We start from the raw sequence: 16,622 nt of genomic DNA on the forward strand, positions 1-16,622 counted from the left end.
CCTCTGCCTTTCCTACCCGTGAACTCCCACCTCGGGCCCACACCGAACGGGGAACTCGCCGGGCTGGAAATAGGGACTCGCCGGGCTGGAAGTGGGGACTCGCGGGGCTCAGACCAGGCGGCGGATCACCGCGTCGGCGAGCAGGCGGCCGCGCGGGGTGAGCACGCAGCGGCCGTGCTGGCCGTTGACCCCCGCCATCGCGTCCGGATCGAGCAGGCCCTCCTCCGCCGCGGCCCGGGCCTGGGCCTGGGCCGGCTCGTCCAGGACGTCCACGGCGAGCCCGTCGGACAGGCGCAGTTCCAGCATGACCCGCTCCACCTGGCGGTCGGCGGCCGAGAGCAGCTCGCGCGCCGCGGCCGGGGACCGCCCGCCGGCGAGCAGTTCGGCGTAGCGCGCCGGGTGCTTGACGTTCCACCAGCGCACCCCGCCCACGTGGCTGTGCGCCCCCGGCCCGGCGCCCCACCAGTCGCAGCCGAGCCAGTAGCCGAGGTTGTGCCGGCACCACGCGTGCGGCCCGCTGGCCCAGTTGGACACCTCGTACCAGTGCAACCCGGCCCCCGAGAGCACCGCGTCGATCCGCTCGTAGCGGCTGGCCAGCACGTCGTCGTCCGGAGCCGGCAGCTCGCCGCGGGCGATCCGGCGGGCGAGCGCGGTGCCCTCCTCCACGATCAGCGCGTAGGCCGACACGTGGTCCACCCCGGCCTCCAGCACCGCGTCCAGCGAGGCGTCCAGGTCGTCCGGCCGTTCCCCCGGCGTTCCGTAGATCAGATCCAGGTTGACGTGCTCGAACCCGGCGGCCCGGGCCTCGCGGGCGGCCTCGGCGGCGCGGCCCGGCGTGTGCGTGCGATCCAGGGTCCGCAGCACGTGCGACGCGACCGACTGCATGCCCAGCGACACCCGGGTGTACCCGGCGGCCCGGATGCCGGCGAAGAACTCCGGCGAGGTCGACTCCGGGTTCGACTCGGTGGTCACCTCGGCGCCGCCGGCCAGCCCGAAGGTGTCCCGGACCGCGCCGAGCACCTCGGCCAGCCCGGCGGCGCCGAGCAGCGAGGGGGTGCCGCCGCCGACGAACACCGTGTCGGCGGCCGGCGGCCCGCCCAGCACCCGGGCGGCAAGCTCGAGCTCGGCCCGCAGGCCGGCCAGCCAGGACGCGGGCGACGCGGCGGTGCCCAGCTCGCCTGCGGTGTAGGTGTTGAAGTCGCAGTAGCCGCACCGGGTGGCGCAGAACGGGACGTGCACGTACACCCCGAACGGCCGGCGACCCAGCGACGCCAGCGCCGAAGGCGGCACTGCGCCGTCGGCAGGAGCCGGTTCACCCGGTGGGAGCACGGAGGGCACGCGACCAGTCAACCGCATCCCACGATGCGGATGGCGTTGGACCAGGAGTGGAACGGCTGGCACGCTCGGAACCGTGTTCGACGCGACCGAAGTCCTCCTCGTGGCTCGCCGCCACGTCGACTTCCGGCGCGTCTCCAGCGCGATGTGCCGGCGGGTTGGGTAGCCCGCCGTCGATTTGTGCCGTTTTCCAGCCGGCGACGGGGTGCGCCGGCCACGCACGTCGACCGCCGCACACCCGCTCGCCCTGACCTCCGGAGGACCGTACGGTGGTCACCCCCACGCGGGCGCACGCTCGCCGCGGTGAAGGCCAGTGGGCGCTTGGCTACCGCGAGCCGCTCAACCCCAACGAGCGCAGCAAGAAGGACGACAACCCGCTCAACGTCCGGGCCCGGATCGAGAACATCTACGCGCACACCGGCTTCCACGGGATCGACCCGGCCGACCTGCGCGGCCGGTTCCGCTGGTACGGCCTCTACACGCAGCGCAAACCCGGGATCGACGGCGGCCGCACGGCCACCCTGGAACCCGAGGAGCTCGACGACGAGTTCTTCATGCTGCGGGTGCGCATCGACGGCGGCGCCCTGACCACCAGCCAGCTCACCCTGATCGGTGAGCTGTCCCAGACCTACGCACGGGACACCGCCGACATCACCGACCGGCAGAACATCCAGTACCACTGGATCCGGATCGAGGACATGCCGGCGATCTGGCGGGCGCTCGAGGACGCCGGCCTGACCACCATGGAGGCCTGCGGGGACACGCCCCGGGTCATCCTCGGCTCCCCGGTCGCCGGGATCGCCGTGGACGAGGTTCTCGACGGCACCGCGGCGATCGAGCAGATCACCAGCCGCTACGTCGGCGACCCGGCGTTCGCCAACCTGCCGCGCAAGTTCAAGACGGCGGTGTCCGGCCTGCCCGACGTGGCGCACGAGGTGCACGACGTCGCCTTCGTCGGCGTCGACCATCCCGACCACGGCCCGGGGTTCGACCTGTGGGTCGGCGGCGGCCTGTCCACCAACCCGATGATCGCGCAGCGGCTCGGCGCCTGGGTGCCCGAGGCCGAGGTGCCCGACGTGTGGGCCGGCGTGGTCGGCATCTTCCGCGACTACGGCTACCGGCGGCTGCGGCACCGGGCCCGGCTCAAGTTCCTGGTCAAGGACTGGGGTGCGGAGAAGTTCCGGGACGTGCTGGAGAACGAGTACCTCAGGCGCAAGCTGGTCGACGGCCCGGCGCCCGCGGTGCCCGCCCAGCCGCGCGACCACGTGGGGGTGCACCGGCAGAAGGACGGCAACTTCTACGTCGGCGCGGCCCCGATCGCCGGCCGGGTGTCCGGCTCGACGCTGGTCGCGGTGGCCAAGGCCGCCGAGCGGGTCGGCTCGCTGCGGGTCCGGCTCACCCCGCAGCAGAAGATCGTCGTGCTGGACGTTCCGCAGGACCAGGTTCCCGCGCTGCGGGCCGAACTGGCCGCACTCGGCCTGCAGGCCGAGCCCTCGCCGTGGCGGCGCGGCGTGATGGCCTGCACCGGCATCGAGTTCTGCAAGCTCGCGATCGTCGAGACGAAGGCGCGCGCCGCCGACCTGGTGGCCGACCTCGAGGAGAAGCTCGCCGACATCACCGCCGGGATCAGCACGCCGATCAGTGTGCACATCAACGGCTGCCCGAACTCCTGCGCCCGGATCCAGACCGCCGACATCGGGCTGAAGGGCCAGATCGTCACCGACTCCGACGGAAGGCAGGTCGAGGGCTTCCAGGTGCACCTGGGCGGCGGGCTCGGGCTGGACGCGGGGTTCGGTCGCAAACTGCGCGGCCACAAGGTGACCGGGGCGGAGTTGTCCGACTACGTGCAGCGGGTGGTGCGCCGCTACGTCGCCGCCCGGCTGCCGGACGAACGGTTCGCGCAGTGGGTGGCGCGGGCCGAGGAGGGGGATCTGCGGTGAGTGAGAGAGCGACCCCGTTTCACTGTCCGTACTGCGGCGAGGAGGACCTGCGCCCCGAGGAGGAGCCGCACGCCGCCTGGCTGTGCGTCTCCTGCCGCCGGGTGTTCACGGTGAAGTTCGTGGGCCTCAAGGTGATTCAGGACGTCCGGTCATGAGCGCGTTGCGGCAGTTGGTGGACACCGCGCAGGACGAGCTTGCCGAGGCGACCGCGCACGAGGCGCTGGCCTGGACCGCCGAGACGTTCGGCGACTCCTGGATCGTGGCGTCGAACATGCAGGACGCCGTGCTGATCGACCTCGCGGTCGGGGTGAAGCCGGACGTCGACGTGTTGTTCCTGCAGACCGGTTACCACTTCGCCGAGACCATCGGCACCCGCGACGCGGTCGAGGTCGTCTACCCGCGCGTGCACATCGTCGACGCGGCGGCCGCGCAGTCGGTGGCCGCGCAGGAGGCCGAGTTCGGGCTGCTGAACAGGACCGACCCGAACCGCTGCTGCCACCTGCGCAAGGTGGTGCCGCTGCGGCGCACGCTAGCCAACTACGACGCCTGGGTCACCGGGGTGCGCCGGGTGGACGCGCCGACCAGGGCCGACACGCCGATCGTGCAGTGGGACGAGCGGAACGGCCTGGTGAAGATCAACCCGATCGCGGCGTGGACCGACGAGGAGTTCAACGGCTACATCGCCGAACACGGGATCCTGGAGAACCCGTTGGTGGCGGCCGGTTATCCCTCCATCGGCTGCGCCCCGTGCACCGCGAAGCCGCTGCCCGGCGCCGATCCGCGCAGCGGCCGCTGGGCGGGTCTGGCCAAGACCGAATGCGGGTTGCACGGATGACCAGAACCGTGATGGACAACCTGGACCGGCTCGAGTCCGAGGCGGTGCACATCTTCCGCGAGGTGGCCGGCGAGTTCGACCGCCCGGTGATCCTGTTCTCCGGTGGCAAGGACTCCACCCTGCTGCTGCACCTGGCGGTGAAGGCGTTCTGGCCGGCACCGGTGCCGTTCCCGCTGTTGCATGTGGACACCGGACACAACTTCGACGAGGTGATCGACTTCCGGGACCGCACGGTGGAGCGGTACGGGCTGCGCCTGGTGGTCGCGCACGTGCAGGACTGGATCGACGACGGGCGGTTGGCCGAGCGGACCGACGGCACCCGCAACCCGCTGCAGACCGTGCCGCTGCTGGACACCATCAACGAGCACCGGTTCGACGCGGTGTTCGGCGGTGGCCGGCGGGACGAGGAGCGGGCCCGGGCAAAGGAGCGGATCTTCAGCCTGCGCAACGCCTTCGGCCAGTGGGAACCACGCCGGCAGCGGCCGGAGCTGTGGAACCTCTACAACGGCCGGCACCGCCCGGGCGAGCACGTCCGGGTGTTCCCGCTGTCCAACTGGACCGAGTTGGACGTCTGGCGCTACATCGCCCGGGAGAAGGTCGAGCTGCCGTCGATCTACTTCGCGCACCGGCGGGAGGTCTACCGGCGCGACGGGATGCTGCTGACCGCCGGGCCGTGGGGCGGTCCGCGGCCGGGCGAGGAGGTTCGGGACCTGACCGTGCGCTACCGGACGGTCGGTGACGGGTCGTGCACCGGCGCGGTGGAGTCCGACGCGGCCGGCATCGACGACGTGATCGCCGAGGTGGCCGCCTCCCGGCTCACCGAGCGCGGCGCCACCCGGGCCGACGACCGGCTGTCCGAGGCCGCGATGGAGGACCGCAAGCGCGAGGGGTACTTCTGATGACGGATCTGTTGCGGCTGGCGACCGCCGGCAGCGTGGACGACGGGAAGTCCACGCTGGTGGGCCGGCTGCTCTACGACACCAAGTCGGTGCTGGCCGACCAGCTCGACGCGGTGCACCGGGCCAGCGTCGACAAGGGACTGTCCACTCCGGACCTGTCGTTGCTGGTCGACGGGCTGCGCTCGGAGCGCGAGCAGGGCATCACGATCGACGTGGCCTACCGCTACTTCGCCACCCCGCGCCGGTCCTTCGTGCTGGCCGACACTCCGGGGCATGTGCAGTACACCCGCAACACGGTCACCGGGGCGTCGACCGCCCAGTTGGCGGTGCTGCTGGTGGACGCGCGCAAGGGCGTGCTGGAGCAGACCCGCCGGCATGCCGCCGTGCTCGCGCTGCTCGGGGTGCCCCGGCTGGTGCTCGCGGTCAACAAGATCGACCTGGTGGACTACGCGGAGAGCACCTTTCAGGTGATCGCCAAGGAGTTCACCGGGCACGCCGAGGCGCTGGGCTACCCGGCCGGAAGCGTGCTGGCCATCCCGGTGTCGGCGCTGGTCGGCGACAACGTCGTGGACCGCAGCGAGCGCACCCCCTGGTATGCCGGCCCGACGCTGCTGGAGCACCTGGAGACGGTGCCGGTCGAGCCGGACCCGCAGGACGCCCCGCTGCGGTTCCCGGTGCAGTACGTGATCCGGCCGCGCACCGCCGAGCACCCGGACTACCGCGGCTACGCCGGGCAGATCGCCGCCGGCACGGTGGCCGCGGGCGACGAGGTGGTGGTGCTCCCGGCCGGGCAGCGCACCACGGTGGTCCGGGTGGACACCCCGGACGGGCCGCTGGCGCGGGCGCAGGCGGGCCGGTCGGTCACCCTGATCCTGGCCGACGATCTGGACATCTCCCGGGGTGACGTGATCGCATCGGCGGCCGCCCCGCCCCGGGTGAGCGACGAGTTGGACGCGACGCTGGCGTGGCTTTCCGACAAACCGCTGGCGCACAACGCCCGCGTCCTGGTCAAGCACGGCGCGCGGACCGTCCCGGCGATCGTCACCACCCTGGTCTCCCGGTTCGACGAGCAGGCCCTGGCCACCGTCGGCAACCCGGAGAACCTGCAGCTCAACGAGATCGGCCGGGTGCTGCTGCGCACCGCGGAAGCGCTGCCGGTCGACGAGTACACCACCGACCGACGCAACGGCGCGTTTCTGGTGATCGACCCGGCGGACGGCACCACGCTGGCCGCCGGCCTGGTAGGAAACCCCACCCCATCGCGACCCGGAGACGCCCCGTGAGCAAACGTCTGTTAACCGCAACGATCGCCGCCGTCGTGCTGTCGGCGGTCGGCGCCTGTTCCCGGGCCGACGGCGGCAGCGACTCCTCAGCCGCCCCCGCCCAGGACAAGGGCCCGGCCGCGGAACTGCGCCTGGGCTACTTCCCCAACGTCACCCACGCGGCCGCGCTGATCGGCCTGGAGAAGGCCCTGTTCGCCAAGGAACTGGGCAACACCAAGCTGGTTCCGACCAAGTTCAACGCCGGTCCGGAAGAGGTCAACGCGCTGCTCGGCGGCTCGCTGGACGCCGGGTTCATCGGCTCCGGTCCGGCGATCAACGCCTATGCCAAGTCCAATGGCGAGGCGGTGCGGCTGATCTCCGGCGCCACCTCGGGCGGCGCGCAGCTGGTGGTGCGCAACGACATCAGCAAGCCCGAGGACCTGGTCGGCAAGACCGTGGTGACCCCGCAGCTGGGCAACACCCAGGACGTGGCGCTGAAGAAGTGGCTGAAGGACAAGGCGATCTTCGACAAGGTGCAGGTCACCAACCTGGAGAACGCGCAGACCCTGGACGCGTTCAAGAAGGGCGACGTGCAGGCGGCCTGGCTGCCCGAGCCGTGGTCGTCCCGCCTGGTCCTGGAGGCCGGCGCCAAGGTGCTGGTGGACGAGAAGGAGCTGTGGCCCAACGGCAAGTTCCCGACCACGGTGCTGATCGTGCGCACCGGCTACCTCAAGGACCACCCGCAGACCGTGCAGGCGCTGCTGCGCGGGCTGATCGCCTCGATCGACTATGCCGGCGCCAGCAAGACCGAGGCCCAGGCCGCGGTGAACAAGCAGCTCAAGGAGCTGACCGGCAAGGACCTGAGCCAGCCGGTGACCGAGCGGGCCTGGTCGGGCATCGAGCTGACCCTCGATCCGGTCGCCGGGCAGTTCCCGCAGCTGGCCAAGGACGCGGTCACCGCGGGGGTGGCCAAGGAGGCGGCCAACGTCGCCGGCTACGCCGACCTGACCGCGCTCAACACCGTGCTCAAGCAGCTCGGCAAGTCCGAAGTGGACCCGTCCGGCCTGGACAAGAAGTAGGAAGGCACGACGATGACCGCAGCGCTCGAGACTCCCGCGACCCTCGTCCCGACCGACGTCGCCGTCCGGCTGTCCGGGGTGGGCAAGACCTTCGGGCAGGGGCGCCGCGCGGTCACCGCGCTGGAGGACGTCGACCTGCGGGTCGCGCCGGGCGAGTTCGTCTGCCTGGTCGGGGCGTCCGGTTGCGGCAAGACCACGGTGCTGAACCTGGTCGCCGGACTGGACACCCCGACCACGGGCCAGATCGAGCTCGCCACCGCCCGGCCCGCGGTGATGTTCCAGGAGGCCGCGCTGATGCCGTGGCTCACCGCCGCCCGCAACGTCGAACTGGCGCTGCGGCTGGCCGGGGTGAGCCGCGCCGCCCGCCGGGAACGCACCGCCGAACTGCTGTCCCTGGTCCGGCTGGAGGGCGTCGGCGACAAGCGTCCGCACGAGCTGTCCGGCGGCATGCGCCAGCGGGTCGCCCTGGCCCGGGCGCTGGCCTCCGCGCTGCACCAGCCCGGCCGGGACGGCGCCCCGCTGCTGCTGATGGACGAGCCGTTCTCGGCGCTGGACGCGATCACCCGGGACGTGCTGCAGTCGGAGCTGCGGCGGATCTGGCGGACCACCGAGACCGCGGTGCTGTTCGTCACGCACGACGTGCGCGAGGCGGTCCGGCTGGGCCAGCGGGTGGTGCTGTTGTCCTCGCGGCCGGGCCGGGTGGTCGAGCAGTGGTCGGTGGACGGCCTGACCGGAGCCGACGAGTTGGCCATGGTCGAGACGGTCAACACCCGGCTGCGCGAGGTGATCACCAGTCATGGCACGGCCTGACCGCACGCTCACCACGGACGCGGCCGCGCTCGACCCGAACGCGGACAACGAGGCCACCGTCGCCGGGCTGGACGCGCTGGACACTCCGCAGAACGGCCCCGTCCGCACCGGACGGGGCCGGCTGCTGCGGTTCGCCGGCCGGGCGCTGCCGCCGATCGTCGCGATCGTGGCGCTGGTCGTGCTCTGGCAGGTGCTGTGGGCGGCGGCCATCTGGCCGGAGTACCAACTACCGTCGCCCAAGGCCGTGTGGGCGCAGATCGCCGAACGGATTCCCACCGGTGAGATCGCCGGCTACATGTGGGTCTCGGTGCACCGCGCGGTGATCGGCTTCCTGATCGCGCTCATCGTCGCCGTGCCACTCGGCCTGGCGATCGCCAACGTCGGGGTGATCCGGCGCGGCATCGGTCCGCTGGTCACCGGCCTGCAGAGCCTGCCGTCGGTGGCCTGGGTGCCGGCCGCGATCCTCTGGTTCGGCCTGACCGACCCGGCGATCTACTTCGTCGTGCTGCTCGGCGCGGTCCCGTCGATCGCCAACGGCCTGGTCTCCGGAATCGACCAGATCCCACCGATCCTGCCCCGGGTGGGCAAGGTGCTCGGCGCCGGCCGGCTCGCCGGCATCCGCCACATCCTGCTGCCCGCCGCGCTGCCCGGCTTCCTCGGCGGCCTCAAGCAGGGCTGGGCGTTCTCCTGGCGCTCACTCATGGCCGCCGAGCTGATCGCCACCTCACCCCAGCTCGGCGTCGGGCTCGGCCAGTTCCTGCACAACGGCAGCTCCCTCAACGACATGTCGATGGTCCTGGCCGCGATCATCCTGATCTTCTTCGTCGGCGTGGGCATCGAACTGCTGGTGTTCCGTCCGCTGGAGCGCGCCGTGCTGCATGCCCGCGGGTTGGCGGCGGGCCTATGAGCGTGCCTCTGGTCGCCGTCGCGCACGGCAGCCGCGACCCCCGGTCGGCGGCGACGGTGGCGCGCCTGCTCGACGCGGTGCGCGCGCACCAGCCCGGTCTGGTGGTGCGGGGGGCGTTCCTGGACCTGTCCGCACCCCGGCTGGGCGATGTGCTCGCCGCGCTGGACGAGGACGGGCACCGGGAGGTCGTCGTCGTGCCGCTGCTGCTCGGTGCCGCCTACCACGCCCGGGTGGACGTGCCGGCGCTGGTGGCCGAGTCGGTCGCCCGGCTGCCCCGGCTGTCGGTGTCGACCGCCGCTGTGCTCGGCCCCGACTCCCGGGTCGAGGCTGCCGCCCTGTCCCGCCTGGCCGCCGCCGGCGCGCGGCTGGACGACGAGCGGCTCGGGGTGGTGCTGGCCGCCGCCGGTTCCTCGCACCAGCCGGCGAACGCTGCCGTTGCCGACGTGGCCCGGTGCTGGTCGCGGCGGCACCCGTGGGCCGGGGCGGTCGCTGCGTTCGCCTCGGCCGCCGGTCCCGACCTCGACACCGCGATCAACCGGCTGCGCGCCCGCGGCGCCCGCCGGATCGCCGTCGCCTCCTGGTTCGTCGCCCCCGGCCGGCTGCCGGACCGGGTCACCGCCCAGGCCCGCCGTGCCGATCCGGCGGCGCTCGTCGCCGCCCCGCTCGGCAGCGCGCTGGCCGAGGTCGTCCTCGACCGCTACCGCGCCGCCCGGGTGCCCGCACTGCGCTACGCGTGACTTCGGTACCCCCCTGGGGTATATTTGGGGGCATGGACGGATCCTGGCGGGTCGCGGTGAACGCGACCCTGCACTGTCTGACCGGATGCGCGATCGGCGAGGTGCTCGGCATGGTGATCGGCTCCTCGCTGGGCTGGTCCACCTGGCCGACCGTGATCCTCTCGGTGGCGCTCGCGTTCCTGTTCGGCTACTCGCTGACCATCCGCCCGGTGCTGCGGGCCGGGGTCGCGTTCGGCGCCGCCGTGTCCGTCGCGCTCGCCGCCGACACGATCTCCATCACCGTCATGGAGATCGTCGATAATGCGATCATGGTGGCCATCCCGGGCGCGATCGAGGCCGGCGTCGGCGACTGGCTGTTCTGGGCGAGCCTCGCCGTCGCGTTCGCGGTCGCCTTCGTGGTGACCGTGCCGGTCAACCGCTGGCTGATCGCCCGCGGCCGGGGCCATGCCGTGGTGCACAAGTACCACGATCACGCGGCTCACTAAGGTGAGCCCTTATGGCTGATGAGCTGGTGCATTACGCGGTGACCTCGGGCGTGGCGACGATCACGCTGGACTCCCCACACAACCGCAACGCGTTGTCCGCCCAGCTCCGCCGCGAGCTGCGGGACCACCTCGGCGCCGCCGAGGCCGACCCGACCGCGCGGGTCATCGTGCTCGACCACACCGGCCCGGTGTTCTGCGCCGGGATGGACCTCAAGGAAGCCGGCGGCGCGTCCACCTCGGCCCAGGGGGTGAACGAGTTCCCGGCGATCCTCGAGCAGATCTGGAACAGCCCGAAGCCCGTGATCGCCAAGCTCGCCGGGCCGGCCCGGGCCGGTGGCGTCGGCCTGGTGGCCGCGGCCGACATCGCGGTCGCCGCCGAGGACGCCAGCTTCGCCTTCACCGAGGTGCGGATCGGCGTGGTGCCGGCGGTGATCTCGGTGACCGTGCTGCCCCGGCTGCTCCCCCGCGCTGCCCACGAGCTGTTCCTGACCGGCGAGAAGTTCGACGCGCGGCGCGCGGTGGAGATCGGCCTGCTCAACTCCGCGGTGCCGGCCGGGGAACTCGACGCCGAGGTCGCCCGCTACACCGGCATGCTCGCCCTGGGCGGGCCGAACGCGCTGGCCGCCACCAAGCGGATGCTGCGCCGGGAGCGCCCGGACGACCTCGCCGCCGACTTCGCGGCCATGACCGCTCTGTCCGCCGAGTTCTTCGCCGGCGCCGAGGGCCAGGAGGGAATCCTCGCCTTCGCCCAGAAGCGCACCCCGAACTGGGTGCCTAGCTGACCGGGGGTTCGTCCTCGTCGGACGGGCCGAACCGGGCCGAGGCGTAGTCGACGGCCCGGTCGATCAGCCAGGCAACCACCACGCACAACGGCAGCAGGACGGCCATCACCAGGGCGAACTGGAACGGGAACGGCAGGCCGAGCACGATCCACAGCTCCACCTGGTTCCACCAGTCGCCAAACCCGTCCAGCACCGTTCGAGGTTATCCGGTTGACCTGGTTCACAGTGGGGCGCGTTCGGCAGGCACGCTCGCTAGGTTGATGGTCATGTTCGCCGTGTATGCCGCAGAACCGAACCCGGACGATCCGATCGCCGCGCTGCGGGTCGGTGACCGACCGGAGCCGCAGGTGCCCGACGGGTGGGTCGCGGTGCGGGTGCGGGCGGCCAGCCTGAACATGCACGATCTGTGGACGCTGCGCGGCGTGGGGATCAAGCCCGAGCAGTTCCCGATGATCCTGGGCTGCGACGGCGCCGGGGTCCTGGAGGACGGCACGGAGGTCGTGCTGCACTCCGTGATCGGCGACCCGGCGTGGCTCGGTGACGAGACCCTCGACCCGCGCCGCACCCTGCTCACCGAGAAGCACCAGGGCTCGTTCGCCGACGTCGTGGTGGTCCCGGCGCGCAACGCGTTGCCCAAGCCGGCCGGCATGTCGTTCGCCGAGGCCGCGTGCATGGGCACGGCCTGGCTGACCGCCTACCGGATGCTGTTCGTCAAGTCGGGTCTGCGTCCCGGGCAGACGATGCTCGTGCAGGGCGCCTCGGGCGGGGTGTCCACCGCGCTGATCGAGCTGGGCCGGGCCGCCGGCCTGCGGGTCTGGGTCACCGGCCGCACCGAGGAGAAGCGGGCGCTTGCCGAACGGCTCGGCGCACACGCGACGTTCGAGTCCGGTGCCCGCCTCCCCGAGCGCGTCGACGGCGTCTTCGAGACCGTCGGCAAGGCCACCTGGGCGCACTCCATGCGCGCCCTCAAGCCCGGCGGCATCATCGTCGTGTCCGGCTCCACCAGCGGCCCCGACCCCAGCGCCGACCTGCAACGCCTGTTCTTCCTGCAACTGCGCGTGGTCGGCTCCACCATGGGCACCCGCGACGAGCTCGCCGACCTGCTCCGCTTCTGCGACACCACCGGCATCCGCCCCCAGATCGGCACCGAGCTCCCGCTCGACCGCGCCCAGGAGGGCTTCACCGAGATGCTCGCCGGCGACACCGCCGGCAAGATCGTCTTCACCCGCTAGCCGAGCTCCGCCGCCAACCGCTTCGGCGCGATCATCCGGTAGGCGTCCTGGACGATCTCGCCGATCTCCGTCCAGTCCACCGGCACGTCCAGGTACACCCCCAACCACCCGCGATGCCCCACGTACGGCGGCCGGAAGAACCGCTCCGGCTCCGCCCCCACCAACGCCTCCTGCACCCCGGGCGGTGCCGCACACCAGAACCCCAACCGATCATTGTGATGATGATCGGCGTACATCACGAACACCTTCTTGTCCCGCACGAACCAGGTCGGCTCCCCATGGCTGACCCGCTCCGTCGTCTCCGGCAACCCCAGACACAACCCCCGCAACCGCTCCAACGGATCGTCAGCCATGCCAGCAGACTAGGCCGCGGCCCTACCCCGGGGCTTGGACGAATGTGAACCCACTCAGCGCGCCAGCCTCCCCAGCAGCTCCGCCGGCACGATTCGCACCGGGAACGGCCGCTCCGCCTCGAACGCATCGTCCCCCTTGACTTCGGCCACCTGCCGGTACCTCCCGTCGACCAGCTCGAAAACCGTCAGGCGCGGTTGCTGCGGGTCGACGACCCAATAGCTGACCACACCCATCCGGGCATAGGCCGCCTTCTTGTTGTTCAGATCGTTGATCACAGAGCTGGGCGAGAGCACCTCTACCGCCAGCAGCGGCGCCACCGGCAGGTACTGATCGGTGAAGTCCTTATCGGGAGCGACAAGCACATCCGGCTGGAGTTCGGTGGTGTCAGAAAGACGGACGCCGAACGGGGCGGTCAGAACCTCCAGGTCGTCCGGGCAGGCCGCGTCCAGCCTGATCGCAAGCTGAAGCACCACCTTCTGATGGCGCCTGCTGGGTGCGGGGCTCACGATGAGCATCCCGTCGATGAGCTCGTACCGGTTGCCGTCATCCGGCATCGCCTCCAGGTCGTCCACGGTGAACGGACGACCATGCGGAATGCCGGACGTGGTGGTCATAGCTGTCATGGTGCCCTCCCCTCTCGTCGTGGACCACCCCAGCAGACGACCCCGACACAACGGGGCTGATCAGCGGGCTACTTCTTGGATTTCGCCTTATCGGGTGACTCGTCGGTGGAGAGGGCGGCGACGAAGGCCTCCTGGGGGACCTCGACGCGGCCGACCATCTTCATCCGCTTCTTGCCCTCTTTCTGCTTCTCCAGCAGTTTGCGCTTGCGGGTGATGTCGCCGCCGTAGCACTTGGCGAGGACGTCCTTGCGGATCGCGCGGATGGTTTCCCGGGCGATCACCCGGGATCCGATCGCGGCCTGGATGGGCACCTCGAACTGCTGGCGCGGGATCAGCTCGCGGAGCTTCGCGGCCATCCGGGTGCCGTACCCGTAGGCGGCGTCCCGGTGCACGATCGAGCTGAACGCGTCGACCGTCTCGCCCTGCAGCAGGATGTCCACCTTCACCAGGTCGGAGGTCTGCTCCCCGGCCTCCTCGTAGTCCAGCGACGCATACCCCCGGGTACGCGACTTCAACGCGTCGAAGAAGTCGAAGATGATCTCGGCGAGCGGCAGGGTGTAGCGCAGCTCGACCCGGTCGGTGGACAGGTAGTCCATGCCGCCGAGCTGACCCCGGCGGGCCTGGCACAGCTCCATGATCGAGCCGATGTAGTCCGACGGCGCGATCACCGTGGTCTTCACGATCGGTTCGTACACCTCGGAAATCTTGCCGCCCACCGGCCAGTCCGACGGGTTGGTCACCACGTGCTCGGCGCCGTCGTCCATCACCACCCGGTACACCACGTTCGGCGCGGTGGAGATCAGGTCCAGCCCGGCCTCCCGCTCCAGCCGCTCCCGCACGATCTCCAGGTGCAGCAGGCCAAGGAAGCCGCACCGGAAACCGAACCCGAGCGCGGAGGAGGTCTCCGGCTCGTAGCTCAGCGCCGCGTCGTTGAGCCGCAGCTTGTCCAGCGCCTCACGCAGATCCGGGTAGTCCGAACCGTCCACCGGATACAGTCCGGAGTAGACCATCGGCCGCGGCTCCCGGTATCCCGCGAGCGGCTCGGTGGCGCCCTTGCGCTCGGCGGTCACGGTGTCGCCGACCCGGGACTGCCGGACGTCCTTCACGCCGGTGATCAGGTAGCCGACCTCGCCGACGCCGAGACCCTTGCTCGGCTTGGGCTCCGGCGAGATGATGCCCACCTCGAGCAGCTCGTGCGTGGCGTTGGTGGACATCATCCGGATCCGCTCCCGCGGGGTGATCTTGCCGTCCACCACCCGGATGTAGGTGACCACGCCGCGGTAGGTGTCGTACACCGAGTCGAAGATCATCGCGCGGGCCGGCGCGTCCGGATTTCCCTGCGGCGGCGGCACCAACCGCACCACCTCGTTGAGCAGCTCCCGCACGCCCTTGCCGGTCTTCGCCGACACCTTGAGCACGTCGGACGGCTCGCAGCCGATGATGTGGGACAGCTCCGCGGCGTACTTGTCCGGGTCGGCGGCCGGCAGGTCGATCTTGTTCAGCACCGGGATGACGGTGAGGTCCTTGTCCAGCGCCAGGTAGAGGTTGGCCAGGGTCTGCGCCTCGATCCCCTGCGCGGCGTCGACCAGCAGGACCGCGCCCTCACAGGCCTCCAGGGCCCGGGACACCTCGTAGGTGAAGTCGACGTGCCCCGGGGTGTCGATCATGTGCAGGACGTGGTCCTGGCCGCCGACCTGCCAGGGCAGCCGCACGTTCTGCGCCTTGATGGTGATCCCGCGCTCGCGCTCGATGTCCATCCGGTCGAGGTACTGCGCGCGCATGTCGCGCTCCTGGACCACGCCGGTGAGCTGCAGCATCCGGTCGGCCAGCGTCGACTTCCCGTGGTCGATGTGGGCGATGATGCAGAAGTTGCGGATCAGCTCAGGGGCGGTGAACGTCTTGTCGGCGAACGTGGTCACGCAGGTTCCTTATCGGGATCAACGGGCACGTCCCCATCGTCCCATGCCCCGCTGGTCAGGCGCCGGTGGCTCAGTAGGACCCGGTCACCCTGGAGTGTGACCTGTGCCATCCTCGAGAGGGTGACAGAACACACACTGGACCGGGATGCCGCCCTGGAGCTGGCCCGATCGCTGCGCGACGTGTTGCGCTCCGCCCAGCAGGCGCTGGCGGTCGGCTCCCCACTGCAGGACATGCTCACCGGGCACATCGGCTGCCCGGTCAGCGAGATCCCCAACGTGCTGGAGCGCTGGCCCGGCTGGGAGCACGCCAACCTGCAGCGCGGGGTGGACGCCTACCTGGCCCAGCACTCCCCCGACGCGACCTGGTTCGGCATCGGCGGCGGGACGCGCATGTTCCAGGACCTGATGGACATGATCACCATGGCCGCCGAGGGCCACGGGACGTTCGCGCTCGGCGCGGCCGACTACGCCAGCGTCGCGACCGGGCCCGACCGGACCATGGACGCGGTGCGGTTCGGCCTGATCCGCACGGTGGCGCCGGACGGCACCCCGGTCGTGGTCGCGGTGCGCGGCCCCAGCGAGCACGAGCTGGAGTGCTCGCTGCGGGTGCTGGCCGCCGACCGGGCGACGGCCACCGCGGTCCGGGAGCGCATCAGCGCCCTGATGCGCGAGCACGACGTGTTCCGGGGCCAGATCCTCGCGTTCGGTTTCAGCGAGCACCGCGGCAACGAGCTGGTCACCTTCCTGCCCCGGCCGAAGCTGACCGCGGCCGAGGTGGTGCTGCCGCCGGGTGTGCTGGACAGCGTGGAGCGGCACGTCGTGCTGCCCGCCGGACGCGCGGCGGCGCTGCTGGCGGCCGGCCAGCATCTCAAGCGCGGGCTGCTGCTGCACGGACCGCCCGGCACCGGAAAGACCCACACGGTCCGGTATCTGCTGAGCCGGCTGACCGGCAGCACGGTGGTGATGATGTCCGGCCGGGCGCTGGCCAAGATCCCGGCGGCCACCACCCTGGCCCGCCGGCTGCAGCCGTCCGTGGTGGTGGTCGAGGACGTGGACCTGATCGCCCAGGACCGGTCGCTCACCGACGGCGGCCCGCTGCTGTTCGAGCTGCTGAACGAGATGGACGGGGTCGGGGCGGACGCGGACGTGACGTTCATGCTGACCACCAACCGGGTGGAGACCCTCGAACACGCGCTCACCGACCGGCCCGGTCGGGTCGACCTCGCGGTCGAGGTGCCCCGGCCGGACGCCCACGGGCGGGAGCAGCTGCTCCGGCTCTACACCCGCGACGTGCGGCTGGACCTGCCCGATCCGGGTCCGGTGGTGGCCGCGACCGAGGGCGCGACCGCCTCGTTCATCCGAGAGCTGGCCCGCCGGGCCGTGCTGGTGGCGCTGGACCGGGGCGACGAGGCACCGGTCCAGC

The 16,622-nt window shown here is 71.4% G+C and carries 19 protein-coding genes; 14 read left to right on the forward strand and 5 right to left on the reverse strand.

What is annotated here, in order from left to right; translation table 11 throughout:
* Positions 1 to 108: 108 nt before the first annotated feature.
* Positions 109 to 1,338 carry a radical SAM family heme chaperone HemW gene (gene hemW, locus VFO68_RS06085; protein WP_325157166.1) on the reverse strand — a complete coding sequence of 410 codons (1,230 nt, stop codon included), beginning with the start codon at positions 1,336 to 1,338 and terminating at the stop codon, positions 109 to 111.
* 73 nt (positions 1,339 to 1,411) lie between these two features.
* On the opposite strand from hemW, the gene VFO68_RS34235 reads away from it, so the two are divergent.
* The 12 genes from VFO68_RS34235 to VFO68_RS06140 all read left to right on the forward strand — a co-directional run bounded on the left by VFO68_RS34235 (position 1,412) and on the right by VFO68_RS06140 (position 11,071).
* Positions 1,412 to 1,501 carry a putative leader peptide gene (locus tag VFO68_RS34235; protein ID WP_414635466.1) on the forward strand — a complete coding sequence of 30 codons (90 nt, stop codon included), beginning with the start codon at positions 1,412 to 1,414 and terminating at the stop codon, positions 1,499 to 1,501.
* Between the two features lie 103 nt (positions 1,502 to 1,604).
* Positions 1,605 to 3,275: a nitrite/sulfite reductase gene (locus VFO68_RS06090; protein WP_325157167.1), complete on the forward strand. Its 1,671-nt coding sequence runs from the start codon at positions 1,605 to 1,607 to the stop codon at positions 3,273 to 3,275.
* Complete coding sequence (locus tag VFO68_RS06095; RefSeq protein ID WP_325157168.1) at positions 3,272 to 3,430, forward strand: Insertion element protein; 159 nt, start codon at positions 3,272 to 3,274, stop codon at positions 3,428 to 3,430. Before VFO68_RS06090 ends, VFO68_RS06095 begins: the two co-directional genes overlap by 4 nt.
* Positions 3,427 to 4,110 carry a phosphoadenylyl-sulfate reductase gene (locus VFO68_RS06100; protein ID WP_325157169.1) on the forward strand — a complete coding sequence of 228 codons (684 nt, stop codon included), beginning with the start codon at positions 3,427 to 3,429 and terminating at the stop codon, positions 4,108 to 4,110. The genes VFO68_RS06095 and VFO68_RS06100 overlap by 4 nt, the downstream gene beginning before the upstream one ends.
* Positions 4,107 to 5,009: a sulfate adenylyltransferase subunit CysD gene (gene cysD, locus VFO68_RS06105; RefSeq protein WP_325157170.1), complete on the forward strand. Its 903-nt coding sequence runs from the start codon at positions 4,107 to 4,109 to the stop codon at positions 5,007 to 5,009. Before VFO68_RS06100 ends, cysD begins: the two co-directional genes overlap by 4 nt.
* A complete protein-coding gene (locus VFO68_RS06110) occupies positions 5,009 to 6,292 on the forward strand; it encodes a sulfate adenylyltransferase subunit 1 (RefSeq protein ID WP_325157171.1) in 1,284 nt (427 codons plus the stop codon). The genes cysD and VFO68_RS06110 overlap by 1 nt, the downstream gene beginning before the upstream one ends.
* Entirely contained in the window at positions 6,289 to 7,350 is a 1,062-nt protein-coding gene (locus VFO68_RS06115) for an ABC transporter substrate-binding protein (protein WP_325157172.1), read from the forward strand. The genes VFO68_RS06110 and VFO68_RS06115 overlap by 4 nt, the downstream gene beginning before the upstream one ends.
* Before the next feature lie 12 nt (positions 7,351 to 7,362).
* On the forward strand, positions 7,363 to 8,160 hold the full coding sequence (locus tag VFO68_RS06120; RefSeq protein ID WP_325157173.1) for an ABC transporter ATP-binding protein: 798 nt from the start codon (positions 7,363 to 7,365) through the stop codon (positions 8,158 to 8,160).
* On the forward strand, positions 8,147 to 9,067 hold the full coding sequence (locus VFO68_RS06125; protein ID WP_325157174.1) for an ABC transporter permease: 921 nt from the start codon (positions 8,147 to 8,149) through the stop codon (positions 9,065 to 9,067). The genes VFO68_RS06120 and VFO68_RS06125 overlap by 14 nt, the downstream gene beginning before the upstream one ends.
* Complete coding sequence (locus VFO68_RS06130) at positions 9,064 to 9,804, forward strand: sirohydrochlorin chelatase (protein ID WP_325157175.1); 741 nt, start codon at positions 9,064 to 9,066, stop codon at positions 9,802 to 9,804. Before VFO68_RS06125 ends, VFO68_RS06130 begins: the two co-directional genes overlap by 4 nt.
* A 32-nt stretch (positions 9,805 to 9,836) precedes the next feature.
* Positions 9,837 to 10,289: a DUF4396 domain-containing protein gene (locus tag VFO68_RS06135; RefSeq protein ID WP_325157176.1), complete on the forward strand. Its 453-nt coding sequence runs from the start codon at positions 9,837 to 9,839 to the stop codon at positions 10,287 to 10,289.
* Positions 10,290 to 10,300: 11 nt separating this feature from the next.
* Positions 10,301 to 11,071, forward strand: coding sequence for an enoyl-CoA hydratase-related protein (locus tag VFO68_RS06140; protein ID WP_325157177.1), 771 nt, complete (start codon positions 10,301 to 10,303; stop codon positions 11,069 to 11,071).
* Here VFO68_RS06140 and VFO68_RS06145 read toward each other — a convergent pair.
* The gene (locus VFO68_RS06145; protein WP_325157178.1) at positions 11,064 to 11,264 is read right to left on the reverse strand and encodes a hypothetical protein; all 201 of its coding nucleotides are present in this window, start codon (positions 11,262 to 11,264) and stop codon (positions 11,064 to 11,066) included. The two genes, VFO68_RS06140 and VFO68_RS06145, sit on opposite strands and share 8 nt — an antisense overlap.
* A gap of 73 nt (positions 11,265 to 11,337) precedes the next feature.
* On the opposite strand from VFO68_RS06145, the gene VFO68_RS06150 reads away from it, so the two are divergent.
* The gene (locus VFO68_RS06150) at positions 11,338 to 12,303 is read left to right on the forward strand and encodes a zinc-binding dehydrogenase (RefSeq protein WP_325157179.1); all 966 of its coding nucleotides are present in this window, start codon (positions 11,338 to 11,340) and stop codon (positions 12,301 to 12,303) included.
* On the opposite strand, the gene VFO68_RS06155 is transcribed toward VFO68_RS06150, so the two are convergent.
* From VFO68_RS06155 to lepA, 3 genes are all read right to left on the reverse strand, one after another.
* Positions 12,300 to 12,656, reverse strand: coding sequence for an MmcQ/YjbR family DNA-binding protein (locus VFO68_RS06155; protein WP_325157180.1), 357 nt, complete (start codon positions 12,654 to 12,656; stop codon positions 12,300 to 12,302). The genes VFO68_RS06150 and VFO68_RS06155 overlap by 4 nt on opposite strands.
* Before the next feature lie 54 nt (positions 12,657 to 12,710).
* Positions 12,711 to 13,280 (reverse strand): Uma2 family endonuclease, encoded by a 570-nt coding sequence (locus tag VFO68_RS06160; protein WP_325157181.1) that lies wholly within the window; start codon positions 13,278 to 13,280, stop codon positions 12,711 to 12,713.
* 68 nt (positions 13,281 to 13,348) lie between these two features.
* Positions 13,349 to 15,199 carry a translation elongation factor 4 gene (gene lepA / locus VFO68_RS06165; RefSeq protein WP_325157182.1) on the reverse strand — a complete coding sequence of 617 codons (1,851 nt, stop codon included), beginning with the start codon at positions 15,197 to 15,199 and terminating at the stop codon, positions 13,349 to 13,351.
* 120 nt (positions 15,200 to 15,319) lie between these two features.
* Between lepA and VFO68_RS06170 the strand changes: the two genes are divergently transcribed.
* Positions 15,320 to 16,622 (forward strand): ATP-binding protein (locus VFO68_RS06170; RefSeq protein WP_325157183.1); only part of this gene is annotated, 1,303 nt, incomplete at its 3' end.

The sequence above is a fragment of the Actinophytocola sp. genome (assembly GCF_035712165.1).
Classification (GTDB): domain Bacteria; phylum Actinomycetota; class Actinomycetes; order Mycobacteriales; family Pseudonocardiaceae; genus DASYTH01.